Annotated in this window: 18 protein-coding genes; 13 read left to right on the top strand and 5 right to left on the bottom strand. The window is 71.6% G+C overall.

Annotated elements, in window-relative coordinates:
- Positions 1-77 precede the first annotated feature (77 nt).
- Positions 78-1613: a DEAD/DEAH box helicase gene (locus ACZ79I_RS19250; RefSeq protein ID WP_471498743.1), complete on the bottom strand. Its 1536-nt coding sequence runs from the start codon at positions 1611-1613 to the stop codon at positions 78-80.
- A 225-nt stretch (positions 1614-1838) separates the two neighbouring features.
- Positions 1839-2042 carry a cold-shock protein gene (locus ACZ79I_RS19245; protein WP_381086356.1) on the bottom strand — a complete coding sequence of 68 codons (204 nt, stop codon included), beginning with the start codon at positions 2040-2042 and terminating at the stop codon, positions 1839-1841.
- A gap of 491 nt (positions 2043-2533) precedes the next feature.
- Between ACZ79I_RS19245 and rox the strand changes: the two genes are divergently transcribed.
- The 5 genes from rox to ACZ79I_RS19220 all read left to right on the top strand — a co-directional run bounded on the left by rox (position 2534) and on the right by ACZ79I_RS19220 (position 7274).
- The gene (gene rox / locus ACZ79I_RS19240) at positions 2534-3970 is read left to right on the top strand and encodes a rifampin monooxygenase (protein WP_471498742.1); all 1437 of its coding nucleotides are present in this window, start codon (positions 2534-2536) and stop codon (positions 3968-3970) included.
- Positions 3946-4137, top strand: a complete 192-nt coding sequence (locus tag ACZ79I_RS19235; protein ID WP_471498741.1) for an LAETG motif-containing sortase-dependent surface protein — start codon at positions 3946-3948, stop codon at positions 4135-4137. Before rox ends, ACZ79I_RS19235 begins: the two co-directional genes overlap by 25 nt.
- A gap of 253 nt (positions 4138-4390) precedes the next feature.
- Positions 4391-4855, top strand: coding sequence for a hypothetical protein (locus tag ACZ79I_RS19230; protein ID WP_471498740.1), 465 nt, complete (start codon positions 4391-4393; stop codon positions 4853-4855).
- Positions 4852-5187 carry a hypothetical protein gene (locus ACZ79I_RS19225; RefSeq protein WP_471498739.1) on the top strand — a complete coding sequence of 112 codons (336 nt, stop codon included), beginning with the start codon at positions 4852-4854 and terminating at the stop codon, positions 5185-5187. Before ACZ79I_RS19230 ends, ACZ79I_RS19225 begins: the two co-directional genes overlap by 4 nt.
- Before the next feature lie 332 nt (positions 5188-5519).
- Positions 5520-7274: a trypsin-like serine protease gene (locus ACZ79I_RS19220; protein WP_471498738.1), complete on the top strand. Its 1755-nt coding sequence runs from the start codon at positions 5520-5522 to the stop codon at positions 7272-7274.
- Positions 7275-7458: 184 nt separating this feature from the next.
- Here ACZ79I_RS19220 and ACZ79I_RS19215 read toward each other — a convergent pair whose 3' ends face one another.
- Positions 7459-7908: a DUF5707 domain-containing protein gene (locus tag ACZ79I_RS19215; RefSeq protein WP_471498737.1), complete on the bottom strand. Its 450-nt coding sequence runs from the start codon at positions 7906-7908 to the stop codon at positions 7459-7461.
- 284 nt (positions 7909-8192) lie between these two features.
- On the opposite strand from ACZ79I_RS19215, the gene ACZ79I_RS19210 reads away from it, so the two are divergent.
- The 5 genes from ACZ79I_RS19210 to ACZ79I_RS19190 all read left to right on the top strand — a co-directional run bounded on the left by ACZ79I_RS19210 (position 8193) and on the right by ACZ79I_RS19190 (position 13168).
- The gene (locus tag ACZ79I_RS19210) at positions 8193-10619 is read left to right on the top strand and encodes a sensor histidine kinase (RefSeq protein WP_471498736.1); all 2427 of its coding nucleotides are present in this window, start codon (positions 8193-8195) and stop codon (positions 10617-10619) included.
- Positions 10616-11296, top strand: coding sequence for a response regulator (locus tag ACZ79I_RS19205; RefSeq protein ID WP_471498735.1), 681 nt, complete (start codon positions 10616-10618; stop codon positions 11294-11296). The genes ACZ79I_RS19210 and ACZ79I_RS19205 overlap by 4 nt, the downstream gene beginning before the upstream one ends.
- A gap of 31 nt (positions 11297-11327) precedes the next feature.
- Positions 11328-11651, top strand: coding sequence for an SCO4225 family membrane protein (locus tag ACZ79I_RS19200; RefSeq protein WP_471498734.1), 324 nt, complete (start codon positions 11328-11330; stop codon positions 11649-11651).
- A gap of 190 nt (positions 11652-11841) precedes the next feature.
- Entirely contained in the window at positions 11842-12270 is a 429-nt protein-coding gene (locus ACZ79I_RS19195; protein WP_471498733.1) for a heme-binding protein, read from the top strand.
- Positions 12271-12637: 367 nt separating this feature from the next.
- Positions 12638-13168, top strand: a complete 531-nt coding sequence (locus ACZ79I_RS19190) for a TerD family protein (RefSeq protein WP_471498732.1) — start codon at positions 12638-12640, stop codon at positions 13166-13168.
- A 139-nt stretch (positions 13169-13307) separates the two neighbouring features.
- Here ACZ79I_RS19190 and ACZ79I_RS19185 read toward each other — a convergent pair whose 3' ends face one another.
- Positions 13308-14216 (bottom strand): alpha/beta fold hydrolase, encoded by a 909-nt coding sequence (locus tag ACZ79I_RS19185; protein ID WP_471498731.1) that lies wholly within the window; start codon positions 14214-14216, stop codon positions 13308-13310.
- Between the two features lie 87 nt (positions 14217-14303).
- Between ACZ79I_RS19185 and ACZ79I_RS19180 the strand changes: the two genes are divergently transcribed.
- Positions 14304-14909 (top strand): TetR/AcrR family transcriptional regulator, encoded by a 606-nt coding sequence (locus tag ACZ79I_RS19180; RefSeq protein ID WP_471498730.1) that lies wholly within the window; start codon positions 14304-14306, stop codon positions 14907-14909.
- Between the two features lie 253 nt (positions 14910-15162).
- On the opposite strand, the gene ACZ79I_RS19175 is transcribed toward ACZ79I_RS19180, so the two are convergent.
- The gene (locus ACZ79I_RS19175) at positions 15163-15561 is read right to left on the bottom strand and encodes a hypothetical protein (RefSeq protein ID WP_471498729.1); all 399 of its coding nucleotides are present in this window, start codon (positions 15559-15561) and stop codon (positions 15163-15165) included.
- A gap of 430 nt (positions 15562-15991) precedes the next feature.
- On the opposite strand from ACZ79I_RS19175, the gene ACZ79I_RS19170 reads away from it, so the two are divergent.
- Both ACZ79I_RS19170 and ACZ79I_RS19165 read left to right on the top strand, forming a co-directional pair.
- A complete protein-coding gene (locus ACZ79I_RS19170; RefSeq protein WP_471498728.1) occupies positions 15992-16498 on the top strand; it encodes a SigE family RNA polymerase sigma factor in 507 nt (168 codons plus the stop codon).
- Between the two features lie 126 nt (positions 16499-16624).
- Complete coding sequence (locus ACZ79I_RS19165) at positions 16625-17902, top strand: hypothetical protein (protein WP_471498727.1); 1278 nt, start codon at positions 16625-16627, stop codon at positions 17900-17902.
- The last annotated feature ends 88 nt before the right edge of the window (positions 17903-17990 follow it).

Below are 17990 nucleotides of genomic sequence, written 5' to 3'. Positions count from 1 at the left end.
GAGCCGGTTCGCGTACCTGGAGCCGGTCCGCGTACGTGGATCCGGTCCGTGTACGCGGAGCCGTCGCGGCCGTGCGGTCATCCGGCCGCCCGCCCTCCCGCCGGGCGACGGGAGGGAGACGACGGGACCTGGGCCGCCGTGGCGCCGGCGGACTGCCGCCGCGCACCGCGGGGCGGCGCCTCGCCGACGGGCCGGCCCTGGGGGGTGCGACCGCGGCGCCTGCGGGCCGAGGACGAGGAGGCGCGTCGCCGGGCAGGCTCCGCGGCCGGCGCGGTGACGACGACCGGGACGCCGGGAGGGGCCTGGGCACCGGTGATGCGGCTCAGCTCCGCCTCTCCCGAACGGACCGGGGTGATACGAGGGGTGATGCCGGCCGAGGCCATCAGCCGGCTCATGTCCCGACGCTGACCGGGGGTCACCAGGGTGACCACGCTTCCGGACTCGCCGGCGCGGGCCGTGCGACCGCCACGGTGCAGGTAGTCCTTGTGGTCGGTGGGCGGATCCACGTTGACGACCAGGTCGAGATTGTCGACGTGGATCCCGCGTGCCGCGACGTTGGTCGCCACCAGCACCGTCACCTGCCCGCTCCTGAACTGGGCGAGGGTCCGCGTGCGCTGCGGCTGGGACTTGCCGCCGTGCAGGGCGGCCGCACGGACGCCGCTGTTCAGCAGGTGCTTGGTCAGCCGGTCCACGGCGTGCTTGGTGTCCAGGAACATGATCACTCGGCCGTTCCGCGCCGCGATCTCGGTGGTCGTCCGGTGCTTGTCGGCGTCCTGCACATGGAGCACGTGGTGCTGCATCGTGGTCACGGCACCTGCCGACGGGTCGACGGAGTGGACCACCGGGTCGGTCAGGTAGCGGCGGACCAGCCGGTCGACGTTGCGGTCCAGCGTGGCCGAGAAGAGCATCCGCTGCCCGTCGGGGCGCACCAGGTCGAGCAGAGCGGTGACCTGGGGCATGAAGCCCATGTCCGTCATCTGGTCGGCCTCGTCCAGGACGGTGATGCCGACGTCGTCCAGCCGGCAGTCGCCGCGGTCGATGAGGTCCTTGAGCCGCCCCGGCGTCGCGACGACGACCTCCGCCCCGGTGCGCAGCGCACCGGCCTGCCTGCCGATGGACATCCCGCCGACCACGGTGGCCGTCCGCAGTTCCACGGAGCGGGCGTACGGCGTGAGCGCGTCGGTGACCTGCTGGGCGAGTTCGCGGGTGGGTACGAGGACGAGAGCCAGCGGCCGCCGTGGCTCCGCGCGCCGGCCCGCCGTACGGGCCAGCAGCGCGAGACCGAAGGCGAGGGTCTTGCCGGAACCGGTACGGCCACGGCCGAGTACGTCACGGCCGGCCAGGGAGTTCGGCAGGGTCGCCGCCTGGATCGGGAACGGCACGGTCACGCCCTCGTGGCCGAGCGTGGCCAGCAACGCCGTCGGCATGGCCAGATCGGCGAACGACTCCACCGCGGGCAACGCGGGCGTCAGCGTCTTCGGCAGCGCGAACTCGCCGTCGGGCCTGTCGGCCTGCCGACGTCCGCGGCCCTGGGAACGGCGCGGAGTGCCGGAGCGGCCGGCGGCAGAGCCGCCGGAGCGGTCATAGGTGCGGGATGTGCGCGTGCGGTTCATGCGGAACCTTCCTTGATGCGACACGTATCAAGGAATTCCGCAGCGATGGAGCGGCGCAGAGAATCGCGAGAACGAGCCGAGAACGATGAGGCGGCGGACTGGAACGGGAAGGAAAACACCAGTTCGGCAGAGAATTCCCTCAGGATTTCCCGAGAAAACGCAGCGAGCTGGGGCTCGCACCCCAAGGTGCGGACCCCAGCTGCGAAGTGAGCGTCAGTGCAGGTGTCAGGCGGGAACGATGTTCTCGGCCGTCGGGCCCTTCTGGCCCTGACCGATGTCGAACGTCACCTTCTGCCCCTCCAGCAGCTCACGGAAGCCCTGGGTGGCGATGTTCGAGTAGTGGGCGAAGACGTCGGGGCCGCCGCCGTCCTGCTCGATGAAGCCGAAGCCCTTTTCCGCGTTGAACCACTTCACGGTACCGGTGGCCATTTTGTTTCTCCTTCGAGACGGTGCTCGGAATCCGCACTGCGCGGACTCCGGTCGCCGTGATGATCACCCCGTCGGAAAAACCTTCAGGCAACCACAACTGCAACTGCCGTCGACAGTACCATGCCGTGGCGGCCCTGGTGCGGTGAAAATTCCGCCCCGTCGGGCAGTCCAAGAAATACTCGTCGTGCGCCGCGTCAATTTCTCATTTCGCGGACACAGATATTGCCCCGCCCGGACCGCAGGGTCGTCGTGCTCCACAGGCACCGCGCGGGCCCCGCGGTCAACGGCGCCGCCTGCGCCGCGGAACGCGCGCCGCCGCCTCGCGGGGAGGGCGTCGTACGCGGCGGACGACCGAGGGGGCAAAGGAAAAGGCAAGGAGTCCCGCTCCTCGCCACTCTCAACGTATAGCGCACCGGGGGGCTTGCGGCAAGACCCGGGGTGTACCGCAGAATCGCCGGCCGAAGCCACAACCTGCGGAAACGGGGACAGGGATGACAGAGACGATCGACGTGATCGTTGTCGGCGGCGGTCCGACGGGCCTGATGCTGGCTGCCGAGCTACGGCTGCACGGTGTGCGCGTGCTCGTGCTGGAGAAGTTGACCGAGCCGACCGGGCAGTCCCGCGGACAGGGCCTGCACGCGCGCAGCGTCGAGATGACGGATCAGCGCGGCCTGCTGGACCGGTTCCTCGCTGTCAGCAAGAAGTTCCAGGCCGGCGGCCTGTTCGGCGGCATCATGAAGCCGTGGCCCGACCGGCTGGACACGGCTCACCCGTACGGCCTCGCCACCCCGCAGCCGGTCACAGAGCGGCTGCTGAACGAGCGCGCCCTCGAACTCGGTGCCGAGATCCGCCGCGGCTGCGAAGTGGTCGGGCTGAACCAGGACGAGGACGGGGTGAGCGTCGAGCTGGCGGACGGCACGCATCTTCGCTCGCGCTACCTCGTCGGGTGCGACGGCGCCCGCAGCGTGGTGCGCCGGCGGCTCGGCGTCGCTTTTCCCGGCGAGCCCGCCAAGGTCGAGACGCTGCTGGGCGAGATGGAGGTGACCGAGGACCCGGCGACGATCGCCGCCGTCGTCGAGGAGGTCCGCAAGACCCATCTGCGCTTCGGCGCCGCCCCCGTCGGGGACGGGGTGTACCGCATCATCGTGCCCGCCGAAGGGGTGGCCGAGGACCGCGCGTTGCCGCCGACCCTGGAGGAGTTCAGGGAGCGGCTGCGGGCCTTCGGGGGCACCGACTTCGGCGCGCACTCGCCGCGCTGGCTGTCCCGGTTCGGTGACGCCACCCGCCAGGCCGAGCGCTACCGGGTCGGCCGGGTGCTGCTGGCCGGCGACGCGGCGCACATCCACCCGCCGACCGGGGGCCAGGGGCTCAACCTCGGCATCCAGGACGCGTTCAACCTCGGCTGGAAACTGGCCGCCGAGGTGGGCGGCTGGGCGCCGGAGGGACTCCTGGACAGCTACCACGCCGAACGGCACCCGGTGGGCGCGAGCGTGCTGGAGAACACCCGCGCCCAGATCACGCTGATGGGGGCCGATCCGGGTGCGAGCGCGCTGCGGGAGCTGTTCTCGAAGCTGATGGACTTCGAGGAGGTGAACCGGTACGTGACCGGGATCATCACCGCGGTCGACGTCCGCTACGACGTCGGCGAGGGCCACGAACTGCTTGGCCGCCGCCTGCGGGACGTGAAGCTGAAGCAGGGCCGCCTCTACGAACTGATGCACGGCGGCCGCGGTCTGCTCCTCGACCAGACCGGCCGGCTGTCGGTGACGGGCTGGACGGACCGGGTCGACCACGTCGTCGACGTCAGCGAGGAACTGGACGTACCCGCCGTACTCCTGCGCCCGGACGGCCACGTGGCCTGGGCCGGCGAACACCAGCAGGACCTGCTGGGCCCACTACACAAGTGGTTCGGCGCGCCCACCGACTGAGACGCGGTCAGGGCTGCGCGTCGTCCGCCGGCGGTCGTGCCGGCCTCGCTGAGACCGGTGGGGGTACCGGCACCACTGTGATCGCCGGCGCCGCCGCCGTGCTGGTCGTGGCCGGCGGCGGCATCGTCGTCGCACTCCGGCGCCGGCCGGCACACCGCTCCCACTGACGGGTCCCGTCCCAGGGCCGGCGGTCCGGTCGAAGACCATCGGCCGGACCGTCAGGGCCCTGTGACGCCGCTGTGACCGGAGGAGTGGCCTCCGCCACAGCCCGGACGGTCCGGATGCTGGTGGGGTTGCCGGATGCCCACCCTCCCCCGTCCCGCACCGAGTTGTCATCGGCCCGCTCCTCCTCACCGCCTGCGGAACACCCCTGGTCGCTGTCCCGCCCGCCCGGTCGTGCACGGGCGGAGGTGAGGATTCGTGATCGTGGGTCTCGGTGTCTCCGCCACCTGTGCCATCGGAGCGCTGATCGCCATGGGAGGGGTCATGGCGATGGCGTTGCCGGGGCGGCCGCAGCCCTGGACGGTGCATCTGATGCACCGCGCCGCATGGCTGACCGCCTGTGCGGCCGCCGCCGTCTACTCCCTGGGACTCTTCGGGGTTCTGGCGTCCGAGCAGGAGTTCGGCGACGGCGCGGACTCCGTGCCGGCTCCGGCGTGCCGGGACGGCTTCGACCGGGACACGGTCCGGCACCTCACCCACCACCGGGCCTCCTACCTGCCGCTGCGCTTCGACTGCGTGCGCGATGACGGGACCACCTACCCCAGCGACCCGAACTACGGGTGGATGAACTGGACGACGCTGTTCCTCCTCCTGACGGCCGCCCTGCTCGTCATCGGCGCGGGCTGCCTGACCGAGTTCCGCGCCCGGAAGGACGAGCGTTGATCCGCCCCTACATCGCGCCGCTGTCCGTGAACGTGCTGATCGGCGTTCCGGTGATCCCCGTGGTACTGCTCGCCCGCTGGCACGTCGCCCATGGGCACTGCGACCTCGGCGACCTCGACCGGGCCGACCTGGACGGATGCACCTACCACCAGATCGACCACAGCGGGCCGGTCCTGCTCGCCCTCATCGTGACCGGCCTCTTCGCCCTGCTGCTCGTACTGCTCGCGGACGTGATCCTCCCACTCCACCGTGAGCGTCCGCTCAGGCCGTGGCTGCTGACCCTGCCCGCCGTGCTGCTGCCGTACGTTCTTCTGGACGCGACAGCGGTATGACCGCACGGTCGCCCCGGCGGGGGATTCGCCGGCTTCGGCGACTTTGCAGATTCTTGTGCGGTTGTTCCGCATGCGTTTCCTGGCCGGTCGCCGGGTCAAATCCTGACCGGTCGTACGATCGGCCGGCCGCCGGGCGGGGAACAGAGTTTCGGGAACGTGTGGATCCCGGACCAGTTGGCGGTGCCCGCGAGCTGCCGTCGGCCGGCGGCCTTCTCCCTGTCCGCGTGCGAGACGACCGCATTCACCGACGGGAGACCCGAGTGTTCTCTGCCCACAGGGCCAACGGGGGCGAAAGACGCAGGCGACGGGCGCGGAGAACCGTTCCCGCAGCCGTGGCGCTTGCCGCCGCTCTTGCCGGCGCCCTTTCTTCGGCGCCCGCCCATGCTTCCCCCGCTCCCACCCCGGCGAAGGCCGCGGTCCCCTCACAGGCCGAGCTGACGGCCCGTGTGAAGGGCGCACTGCGGACCGGCCACGCCTCGAAGACGCGCTCCAAGCCGTCCGCGACCGCTGCGACGGCGGCCGCCACGTCCTCGGCCTCCCCCTCGACGTCCACCGTCGACCCGAAGATCGTCGGTGGTACGGAGACCACGATCACCACGGCTCCGTGGATGGCGCAGCTCTGGTACTACGACGACAAGGGCACCAGCGACACCTCGGACGACACCGGCTTCTTCTGCGGCGGCTCGGTCGTGTCCCCGACGAAGATCCTCACCGCCGCGCACTGCGTCAAGGGCTACGACTGGCACGCCAACGGCGCCGTCATCACCGGCACCGACCAGCTGCCGACCGACAACAGCGACGGCTCGGTCGACCTGCACGGAGGCACCGTCTCCGGCGTATGGCGGCAGTGGAACCACCCGTCGTTCAGCATGACCACGATCGACAACGACATCGCGGTCCTGACGCTGCCGAACCCGGTCCGCGCCAAGCCCGTCGACATCACCACGTCGAACGACACCTCTTCCTACCGTGCGGGTACCAAGGCCACCCTGTACGGCTGGGGCCGCACCAGCTCCACCAGCGGCGACATCTCGCAGACGCTGCGCACCGCGACCCTCCCCATGGTCTCGGACGCGACCTGCTCCAGCACCTACACCACCGACTTCGTCGCGGGCCACATGGTCTGCGCAGGCACCCCGGCCACCGGCTCGGACAGCGGCACCGTCGCCGCCTGCAACGGCGACTCGGGCGGCCCGCTGATCGTCGGCGGCAAGATCGTCGGCGTGGTCTCCTGGGGCGTCCAGGACTGCGTGGCCTCCGGCTCGTACAGCGTCTTCACGAAGGTGAGCACGTACGTCGGCGCGACCTACCCGCGCATCGACGACACCAACCTGAGCGGCGACGCCAGGGCCGACCTGTTCGTGCGCCGCGCGTCCGACAACACCGGCTTCGAGTACGACTCCAAGGGCACGTCGTTCGCCGCGCGGATCTCCTGGGGCTCCTACGGCGACAAGAACGCCGTCCTGCAGACCGACCTCGACCGGGACGGCTACCAGGACCAGATCATCCGCCGCGCCTCCACCGGCGCCGTCTACTGGCGGCACTACATCCCGGCGAGCGGCAGCTGGGCCACCACCCTGGTCTTCGGCAACTGGTCCACCCGTACGAAGATCGTCGCACCCGGTGACGTCACCGGCGACGCCCTGCCCGACCTGCTGTCGGTGACGGCGAGCGGGACGCTCTACGTCTACCCGGGCAGGGGCGACGGCACCTTCGGTTCGCCGGCCGCGGTCGGCAGCGGCTGGAACCAGTACAACCGGCTGCTCGGCCACGGCGACCTCACCGGCGACGGCAAGGCCGACCTGATCGCCCGCAGCAGCAGCAACTCCTACGTCTACCTCTACCCGGGCACCGGCAAGCCCGGTTCGGGGGCGTTCGGAGCCCGGATCCACGTCCGTACGTGGGGCCAGTTCAACGCGTTCGACACCGTCGGCGACATCACCGGGGACGGCAGGGCCGACCTCGTCGCCCGCACCCCGGCCGGCAGGCTCTACCTGTACCCGGGCACGGGCAAGGCCACGTCCGCCATCTTCGGCAACCCGGTGACGATCGGCACCGGCTGGCAGCAGTACAACCTCTTCGGCTGACGACCGACCACCGCCGCGCGGCCCCCGGCGAGTCCTCGGGACACGCCGGGGGCCGCGCGCACCGGCCGGTCCGGGGCCGCACACGCTCAGCGGACCGACCAGGTCAGCACCGGATGCCGGTGCGGATCGCCACCCCGCCGGCCCAGAACCCCCGGGTCCGGCCGGAGGGGGCCGGACCGGTGGGTCAGCGTGTGACCTCGAAGCCGGCGGCGCGGGACACGAACGTCGTGTCCCCGTCCCCGGCCGTCGCCAGCGCGGAGACGTACCAGGTGCCCTTGGTCAGTTCAGCGGCCTCCCGCTGCGTGGCCTTCAGCGTGTAGGTGCAGCGGCTGGTCTCGTCCGAGGTGCGCCGGCACATGGCGCTCTCCGCCGGGCGAAGCTCCGCCTCGGTCGGGTTGAGCTTCGAACTCGCAGGCCAGACAAGGACCTTGAGGCCCCGGACACCCGAGTCGTCACTGACGTCCGCGGTGAAGGTGAACGAGCCCGCGTTGTCGGTGGACGGAGCCACGTAGGTCGCCGACTCGTTGTCCAGGGTCGGCTTCGTGGGGGTCGAGGCCAGGGCGAGGCCCCCTGCGGTCACTCCGCCGAGGGCGACGGCACCGATGAGCGAGAAGAAGAGAATGCGCTTGGACATGGGAGATCCCCCTGAGTTCGTCGGAGAGTCGGATACGCGGAAACGCGTGACAGAACCGCTGCAGCACAGCCGGCAGAACCGCTGGCAGAAGCGCTGGAGAAGCGGTGGCCGACCGCGTTCTCGATGTGATCGAGCCTAGGGCCGGGGGCGCGGCGCGGTCCTCGCGCTGCGGGACGATCGGCGCGTCGAACCGCGGGCAGAGACTCTGCAACCCAGGTAAGAGACCGGAATCCGCCTCCAGCCGGAGCCGGGCCGCTCACCTGCGGCCATAGCCTTGATCCGCCATGAAGCGAACCGACGACCGGCTTCTCCCGGTCCTGCTGCTCTGCGCCCAGGCCGTGGTGTGGCCCGGGGCGGCGCTGGTGCGCGGGGCCGTTCCGCCCGCGTCCGCCGGTCTCGTGGCGGCCCTGGTCGCCGGCGTGGTGACGGCCGCGCTCGCGCTCCGCCGTATCCGCCCGGTGGCCACCCTCGTCGTGGTTGCCGCCGCCTGTGCGCTGGGCGCGGGGCCGTTGCCCGCCGGGGCGATGGCCGTACTCGGCACCGCGGGTGTCGCACTGGCCCTGTTCACCGTGGCGACCGAACGCGACGCCTTCACCGCCGTGCTGTGTGCGGTGGCGCTCGCCGCCTGGCAGCTCCTTCAGGGCATCAGCCTGCACGGGCTCAGCGACCGCGACGGACTCGACCTCGTGCTGACCGCGGTGCTGTACGCCGCCGCGTGCGGCGCCGGCCTCCTCGTACGGCGGACCCGTCGCGCGCGGCAGGCGGCCGAACGGCTGCTGAAGCGGGCCGAGTCCGAGCGCCATCGGCTTCCGGAAGCCGAACGACGCCGGATGGAAAGGGAGTTGCACGACGTCAGCGCCCACCATCTGACGGCCGTGGTGGTCACGGTGGGGGCGGCCCTCGGGCTGCGTGAACGTCGTCCCGAACTGGCCGAGGAGGCACTGGAGTTCGCGGTCGAGACCGGCCGCGAGGTCACCCGCGCGCTCGGCGCGGTACGGGCGCCGGCTCCCTCCCGCGAGGATGTGCCGTCACCACGGGAACGGCTGCTGGACCTGGTCGCGGGGTTCCGGCGACTGGACCAGCAGGTGGACTGCGCGGTGGACCCCCTGCCGGACGGCGCCGTCGCGGACGCGGTGTACGGCATCGTGCGGGAGGCGCTGACCAACGTGGCACGGCACGCCCCCGGTGCGCACACGAGGGTGCGGGTCCGGTACGGCGACACGGGCACCGACGTCGTGGTCACGAGCGCGGCACCGCCGACCGGTGCGACGGCGCACGGTGCCGGGCTCGGCGGCGGTCGCGGCCAGGGCTTTCTGAGGTCGCGGGCACGGGAGGCGGGCGGCACCCTCGTCACCGGCCCGACGGCCGACGGCGGGTGGGAGGTGCGCGCGGTCCTGCCCGGCCGGACCGCCGCCCCGGTGGAGCGGTCCGTTCCGCGGAGCTACCGCCTGGCGCAGCTGACCGCCGCTGTCGGCCTGGTCGTACAGCCGCTGCTCCCGGCGCTGGTCATCCGGGCGCAGGACGCGTCGAGCGGTACGCGGGTGTCCGCGGGTGTGCTCTTCGCGCTGCTGGCCGCGGCACAGGCGGTCGCACTGCTGTGGCTGCGCCGTGCGCCCCGCGCGGGCCAGGGAGTCCTGTTCGGCCTGGCCCTGCTCTGGCCGGTGGCGATGGCTATGGGCGACTACACCGGTCCGGTGGCGCTGCCCCCCGCGCTGAGCCTGGCGGCCACCTGCGTGGCGCTTGCGGCGGAAGCGGCCCGTGCGGCAGCCGGTCCGTCCCCCGCCGAGGGCCGCCCGCGCCCGCCCCTGCCGCGCCGCACCGCCGCAGGCCCGTCTGCTTCCGCCGCGCGCCCGCGCCTCCCCCTCCCCCTCCCCCTCCCCCTCCCCCTCCCCCTTCCCCTTTCCCTTCCCTTGCCCGCTCTCTCGGCCGCCGCCGTGGCGGCGCACGCGGCGGCCGCGACGGCAGCCGTCCTGAACCGGGGCACGACGGTCCCCGTCTGGGCGGTCGTCGCGGGGACGACGGCCGCGGCATCCCTGGCGGTCGGCGCGGCCCGCTGGGCCGGAGCCCTGCGCGGGCGGCGTGACCGGGCCGCCCGGGGCACCCAGAACGAACGCCTCGCCGCCTGGGCCGAGGAGGCCGTCCGGGACGCGTGGGCCGAGCGCCGCAGGATCGCCGCCGGACTGGAGACCACGGTCCTCTCACGCACCGCCGACATGATCGCGGAGGCGGAGGCGGGCCGGCTCGGCGCGACCGCCGAACGCGCCCGCGAGGCCCTGGCCGCGATGCGCGCCCTGCTCGACACGGTCCGGGAGGGGGCGGCAGGGCCCGAACTGCGTCCGCAGCCCACCCTCCAGGCGCTCGACCTGCTCGCCCACCAACTCCGTGCCACGGGCCGCGACATCGAGATACGGCTGACCGACCGGGTACCGGAACGACTGCCCACCGCCGTCGACCTGGCCGCCTACCACGCCGCCGAGACGGTGCTCACGGCCGGCGGCGAGGGGCTGGCGGTGCTCGAACTCGACGCGGACGACGCTACGTTGACGCTCACGGCCACCGGGGTGCCCCGCGCCGCCAACCCCGCCGTACGGCAGCGGCTGACCACGCGGGTCTCGGCACTCGGCGGCACCCTGACCACCGGCCCGCAGGGCACGGTCCGCCTCCGGCTGCCCCTCGCGGCCGCGCCGGACCACGACGAGAGGAAACGATGAGCCTCAAGGTGCTGGTCGTCGACGACCAGGGCATCGTGCGGGCGGGGTTCGCCGCCGTGATCGACGCCGAGGAGGACATGACGGTCGTCGGCGAGGCCGCCGACGGCGCCGCCGCGGTACGGCTCGCCGAAGAGCTGGCGCCGGACGTGGTCGTCATGGACGTACGCATGCCCGAACTGGACGGCATCGCCGCCACCCGCATCATCACCGGGCGCCAGGACGCGCCCCGTGTCCTCGTCCTGACCACCTTCGACCTCGACGCGTACGTCTTCGACGCGCTGCGCGCCGGCGCCTCGGGCTTCCTCCTCAAGGACGTCCGCCCCTCCGAACTGCTCCAGGGCATCCGGGTGGTGGCGGCCGGCGAGAGCGTGCTCGCCCCGTCCGCGACCCGCCGCCTCATCGGCCACTACGCGTCCGGACCCGGCGCCGCGGTCCCGGCCGGAAGCCTCCCCGAGCTGGACAGCCTGACCGGCAGCCAGCGCACCGTCCTCACCCTGGTCGCGTCCGGCCTCACCAACGCGGAGATCGCCGGGCAACTCGGCATCACCGTAGGCACCGTGAAGTCCCATGTGAACGCCCTGCTCCGCAAACTCGGCCTGCGCGACCGCGTACAGGCGACGATCCTCGCCTACGACCTCGGCCTCGCCCGCCCGAACCCGCCCGGCCCCCACCTCTGACCACCGCGATGCGACCAAGGAGCCCATCCCCGTGACCGGTACCGCTTCCGGCCGATCCGTCCCGCGCCGGCTGCGCGAGGCCGTCGGCGTCGTCGGCCTCGTCTACCTCGTGGTCTGCGCCGTCCTGCTCGGGTGGGCGCTCGTGGTGACCGCGGGCGACGGCTCGGGCGAGTCCATGGCGGGCGTCATCCCCCTCCTCGCCACCGCCCCGGCCAGCCTCGTGCTGCTCGTACTCCCGGGCGGCGCCGTGCTGTTCGTCGCGGCCGTCGTCCTCGGGGCGCTGGTCAACGCGCTGATCATCGGCTGGTGCGCCCGCGCACTGCGCCGTGGCGGCCGCCCGGACCCGACGGCCTGAGCCCGGCACTGCAGGAAGCCGGTACGGCCTGTACCCCACCCGCGCCGGCAGCCGGCCGACGCGCGGCCCGCCCTGGCACTCCTGCCCGCCCAGAGGCCGTACCACCGGAAGACCAGACCGCGCTGGGAGTCCGCCGACGCCCACGGTTGTTCGCTGCTGTGCCCTGGGGCCGACTGATAACTTCCCTTGCATGTCTGGTACTCCACGCCTTCCCGGGCTGAAGTCGGCCGAGGCGGACTGGTTGGTCCAAGCCGCGTTGGCGGTCGGTGCGGAGCGAGGGTTCCCTCCGCTGGCGGTGGCCGTCGTCGATCTCGCCGGAGAGGTGATCGCGCTGCGGCGAGCCGATGGCGGTATGCCCATGACCAGCCGAATCGCTGTGGCCAAGGCGCGCACCGCGTTGCTCGCCCTGAAGCCCTCCGGCTCGATCGACCTGCCGGTGGGATCGTCGACGGTATCCAGCACCTCTACGGCGGTGACTTCGTTCCGTGGGCCGGCGGGATACTCGTCACCGACACCGACACCGACACCGACACCGACACCGACACCGACACCGACACCGACACCGACACCGACACCGACACCGACACCGACACCGACACCGACACCGACGGTGAGGTGATCCTCGGCGCCGCAGGCGCATCCGGAGCCCACGCTGTCGAAGACGAAGAGGCCGTGCGAACGGCACTGCGGCGGTGGCAGGAGAACCGTTCCGCAGAGGGAGGTCGCCGGCTCGGAGCACCGTGATCTTCAAGGCTGCAGGTGAGGCCCGGCAGCACGGTGACGGGCCCTGGCCCGGGGGAAGTGTCACCGGGCAGCAGGCATGCCATCGACGGGCCAAACCGGTCACTGCGCGGAGCGGAAGCGTGTGATCGGCGTCCCGGGGCGAGACTCCTGCCTCCTGCGGAGGCGTCGAAGTCCCGTCGGGGGAACATACTTGGCCATGTGAGCAAGAAGGTCTCGCGGTGGTCCTGAGAGGGAGCGGCAAGGTGAGCGGTGGGGGCCAGGGGCTGGGTAAGGTCGAGGTGCGGCTTAGGTGGGATCCGAGTCCGTACGGGGAGCCGCCTCGGCACCTCGACATCATCGCGGCGACGTATCCGGCGGACGATCCCCACGGGCGGCCGGCGTATGTCGTGCACTACGACAGCCGGTCACCGGACGGCACCATCAACATGATCCGGCACAGCCGGACCGGTATGGGCTTCGGGTTCGTCGAGGTCATGGTGCTGGAGTTCGAGCGGCTGTCGTCCGTCTACGGGCGGGTGGTGGTCGGGGTGGCCATCCACCAGGACGGCGGCCCCCGTACCTTCGGTGACGTTTCCGACGCGGGGGTGGTCGTCGTCGAGGGGTACCGGCAACTGCTGGCGGACGACTTCGCCGGGGTCGCCGACGCCACGGCCGCGACGGTCGCCGAGTTCACCAGGAACGCGGCCGGAGCGTGGGAACTGCACGCGATGATCCGGGGCTTCGACAGCGACCCCGTGCTCTTCACCGCGGAGATGGGCCGCATCCCGCAGTGATCGGGGCGGCCCGGTTCCAGCGGATGCAATGACTCAGGACCGGACCGGACCTCCAGCGGTCCCGCGACACCAAGGAGCGAACCCGTACCCGTACCCGTTGCCGGTCCCCGCCCTGGGGCTGACGCTGTGACGGGGACGGTCAGCGGTCGGCGGTCCGGGGCACCTGCTCGTGGACGAAGGCGGCGATGAGCGCGGCGACATCGTCCGGACGGTCCTCCTGCAGGAAGTGGCTCGCCTGGTCGAGCAGGTGGATGTCCTTGTCGGGGATGCGGAGGTCGGCGGCAAAGCGCGGCACCAGCTTCTCGGCACGCAGCACGGGATCCTCGGTTCCCCAGATCACCGTCGCGGGGACGTGCAGACGGCGCAGGGCGTCGGCGTAGCGGGAGAACTCGCCCATTGCGGCGTCGAGTTCGACGGCGAAGGCGCGGAACGCGTGGATTCCTCCCTCATGCAGTGGGAGCCAGTGCCCCGTCGTGATGTCCCGGTCGAGCGCCTTGCCCGTGTGGGTGAAGTCGGCGAAGAACTTGTGGATCAGGGACTTGCCGGGGCGGGATCCCATCGCGTGCAGCATCAGCGGGCCGAGCGGTCCGCCCACGATGCGGGCCTCCCGGGGCGGCTGCATCAGCTCCGCGTAGGCGGAGGTGTTGAGGACGACCAGGCCGTTGATCCGCCGCGGCGCCTGGTCGGCGACCTCGAAGACCCACGGGCCGCCGAGGTCGTGGCCGACGAAGGCGGCCTCGCGCAGGCCCAGGTGGTCGAGCAGGGCGACCAGGCGGCGGGCCTGGCGTCCTGCCCCGTACTCGCGGCGGTCGCGGGGCTTGTCGGAGGCCCCGAAACCGAGCAGGTCCGGGGCGATGGCCCGGACGCCGGCCGTGGCCAGCTGGTGAGCCACACGACGGTAGAGCCAGGACGAGGTGGGCATTCCGTGGACCAGCACGACGGGAGCGCCGTCGCGTGGGCCCTGGTCGAGGTAGGCGATCCGTCCGCCAGGGGTGTCCAGGTACTGCAGGCGGGCGCGGTGATCGGCCAGCCGGAGGGTGTGTGACATTCGCACATGCCGTTCTGCACTAGTCGTTCCAATATGGTTCCGTGCCATAATGAAACGACTGGTTCAAAACTGTCAAGGAGGTTCCTCATGGCGCGACCCCGCACGTTCGAGTTCGAGGCGGCCGTCGACGCCGCGAAGGACACCTTCTGGGCGCGGGGCTACGAGGGCACCTCCATCGGTGACCTGGAAGCCGGCACCGGGCTCAACCGCTCCAGCCTCTACCAGGCGTTCGGAAGCAAACGGAAGCTGTTCGACGCCGCGTTGGAGCGCTACCGGGACCGGCATGTCACTCCGGTGCTTGCGGCGCTGGAGGCGCCGGGTGCCGGGCTGCCGGAGCTGCGCGGCTACTTCGCGACGCTTGCCTCCACTCTGCGGGGCGACCCGGAACTGGCTGTGCGCGGCTGCCTCATCGTGAACACCATGACCGAGCTGGGGGCCCGCGACCCCGAGGCCCGGGCCGCCGGGCTCGCCTACCGCGACCGCGTCACCGCCGCCCTTGCCAACGCCCTGCGCGGCGCAGCCACGGCCGCCGCAGCGACCGGGCGGGCGCAGGGCACGGACTGCGAACGCCGGGCCCGTGCCCTGACGTCGGCCGTGATGGGCGCCCTCGTCTCCGCGCACCTGGACCCCGAGGGAGCGGCACGACTGTGTGACGAACTCGCGGCCGACCTGCACGACGAGTTTTCCCTGTGAACCTCCCGGCAGGCGCCGTGCCCGGAGCACGACCGGGTCAAGTCGGCTGTCTCCGAAGACGCCCTCGTCACCCTCCTGCTACCGCACACTTGCCCAGTGCTCCACCCTTCAGGGTGGAGGTGTAGGGCATCCTCGCCTCAGCGGCCCGTAGGGCCGCAGCACCACTGCTAAAGTCGCTTTGTCCGACAACGTAGTTGGCGGACCTACCGGCATCTCCCGTGGTTCCCCGCCGAGGGACTTGGACGGGGCACGCCTACGGAGCGGCATGAACGGCGGCGTCCAGCACTTTCGACCGGGCGTCGAGGAGATCGCTCGGAACGCTCGCCGACGTTCCTGGAGTGTCGGAAACCGCCTTGTAGATCGCCAGCGTGGAACCGTGACGTACGGCAATCGCGCTGACGGGGAGCTTCAGGCCGCCCTCACCGGGTTCCATGGTCAACCGGAGCCGGAACGCGACCCCGTCGTCGCCCTGCGGTGCGTCGTCAGTGGCTTCGACGTCTTCGTAGGTCGCCTTCATGGGGCCTGCCGTGTACCCCTTGCACGACTTCAAGGCCGTGCGCAGCTCGTTGATCACCCGAGCGGCATCCGCTGAGTGGTACGACACCAAGGTGAGGATCGCGGAGTGGTCCTTCCCGCCCGCGATCCGCTGCACGCTGCCGACGGGGGTGCAACCGCTGGCCCCGTCCACTGCGGCGCTGACCGGCGCGCACAGGGAGGGGCTGGTGTCGGTGCGGCGTGCGGCATGGATGACGCCAGCTCCGTCCGGACCCGTAGCCCCGTACGGAAGCGGCCAGTGATGGTCCTACGGGTCGGACAGCGGCCCTTCCGGGACGCTGCCGGCCGGGGCCGGTCGCCGTGGTTGCTGTACCTCACTGCCGCACCGCTCCCCTGGAGTCCCACCTCGGTCGGCCCTTGCGCCCCACCGCACCCTGGCTGTGCGTAGCGGCCGGTTTCACCGGCTGTATCCGCATTCCCACCGGACTCCGATCCGTCCCATGAAACATTTCCTGCCCCTCACCGCATCAATGAGGTGAGGGCGGCAGCACACCGCGGCGTTCACCGGACCCAGGAGGAGCAGGCAGATGAGACAGGGCCGCGCTGAGGACTATGCGCAGTTCGTGGCGGCGCGGTCCGGACATCTGTACCGATCTGCATGTCTGCTCACCGCCGGTGACACACATCTTGCGGAGGATCTGGTGCAGGAGGCACTCGGGCGGATCTATGTCCGCTGGGGACGGATCTCCCGTGCCGGCAATCCCGCCGCGTACGCGCAGACCGTCCTCACCCGGGTCTTTCTCACCCACCAGCGGCGGCGCAGCAGCGGCGAGCGCGCAGGGGACGTACTTCCCGACCTGGCCGCCGTCACCTCTGACCCTTCATTGCGGCTGACCCTCCTGGACGCGCTCGCGCGGTTGCCCGCCAAGGACCGGTCCGTCATCGTGCTGCGCTACTGGGAGGACCGGTCGGTCCAGGAGACCGCGGGCGCGCTGAACATGAGCTCGGCCGCGGTCCGTACCCGGTGCGTCCGCGCCCTCGCACGGCTGCGTGAGCTGCTCGGCGAGGACGTCGGGCAGTACGCCCACCCCTGACCGTGAGCAGTCACGGGCCGACCGGTCTCGGCTCTCCGATCTCTCGCCTCACCCGGATCTCTCGCCTCAGCCGCTCCTCAACCTCTGGCTTTGCTTTTCTCGACCCAGCAGAAACGGTGATGTGTCATGCCCGTCGATCAGCACAGTGAGCCCTTCGAGGACCGGCTCTCTGCCGCCCTGCACCAGGCAGGCAGCACCTTCGACACCGACGGGGCCGCGCTCGCCGCGGCCGGGACGGCCCGCGGTCGACGGCTTCGCCTGCGACGCCGGGCCGCCATCGTGGGCGGCGTGGCCGGCGTCGCGCTCGCCGGGGTGGGCGGGGCGTTGCTGATGCCCTGGAGCGGGTCGTCGTCCGACCCGCGGCCGGCTTCCGTGGCCGCCGCCCCGCACCCGGCCGGCTCCTCCTCTGCCTCCGCCTCCTCCTCCGCCCCCGTCACCGGTGAGGAGATGATCCGGACGCTCGAAAGGCTGCTGCCGAAGGGCAAGTTCAGCGAGGCGACGGGGCGGGGCACCCAAGAGGAACCACGGGGTTTCCCGTACGCGCAGCTCGTCTACGACGACGGCAAGGGTGCCGCGGCCCTCAGCGTCTCCCTGAGCCGGGTCAGGCCGGGCGGCTATGACGCACGCCAGGCCGTCCGGTGTCCGGACAAGGCCTACATCCCCTACGACAGTTGTGTGACCACCCGGCTGCCCGACGCGTCGGTCGTCACCATCCTGAAGGGATACGAGTATCCGGACCGGCGAGTGGACACCAAACTGTGGACCGCGAACCTGGTCACCCCGACGGGGCAGCACGTCTCGGTGAGCGAGTGGAACGCCGCCGCAGAGAAGGACGCGCCGATCAGCCGCGCTGAACCGCCCCTGGGGTCCGGCGAGTTGAAGAGGGTCGCGGCGGCGAAGGAATGGCGCGGACTCATTGACGCCATCCCCCAGGACCCGAGGCAAACGCAGGAAGCGCCCATTCCGCAGGACGGGGGCGGCGCAGCGATCAGGCAGACCCTCACCGGTCTGATGCCGAAGGGCCTGAAGGTCGCGTCCCACGGCAGCGACGACGACGGCCAGTTCACTTACCTCGTCGTCGACGACGGGAAGGGCGAGAGCCTGGTCCAGGTCAACGTGCAGCCCGGCATGAACGCCGACCGCGACGTGGTGCACCAGCTCTACGGATCGGGCTCCGAGACCCTTTCCGACGGCACCAAGGTCGCCGAGCGGCAGGGGCCCGGGGAGAAGGGCGGTGCCGGAGTCGTGATGTGGACCGTCGACACCATGCGCCCCGACGGCTTGCGGGTGGTGATCAGTGCCTTCAACTCCGGCACCCAGCACACCGCCGCGACCCGTACCACCCCGGCGCTGACCATGGGGCAGCTCCGCACCATCGCACTCAGCCCGAAGTGGCGGCAGTAGAACCACACCCGTCCGTGTGCGCAGCACGGCCGGTCCCTCTGCCGGGGGATGGACCTGGGGAGTGCCGGGCAAGTGCACGCCGGAGGCC

The organism is Streptomyces sp. PSU-S4-23, assembly GCF_055632315.1.
The sequence above is the reverse complement of the archived record's forward strand: the minus strand, read 5'-3'. Positions and strand labels throughout refer to the sequence as shown.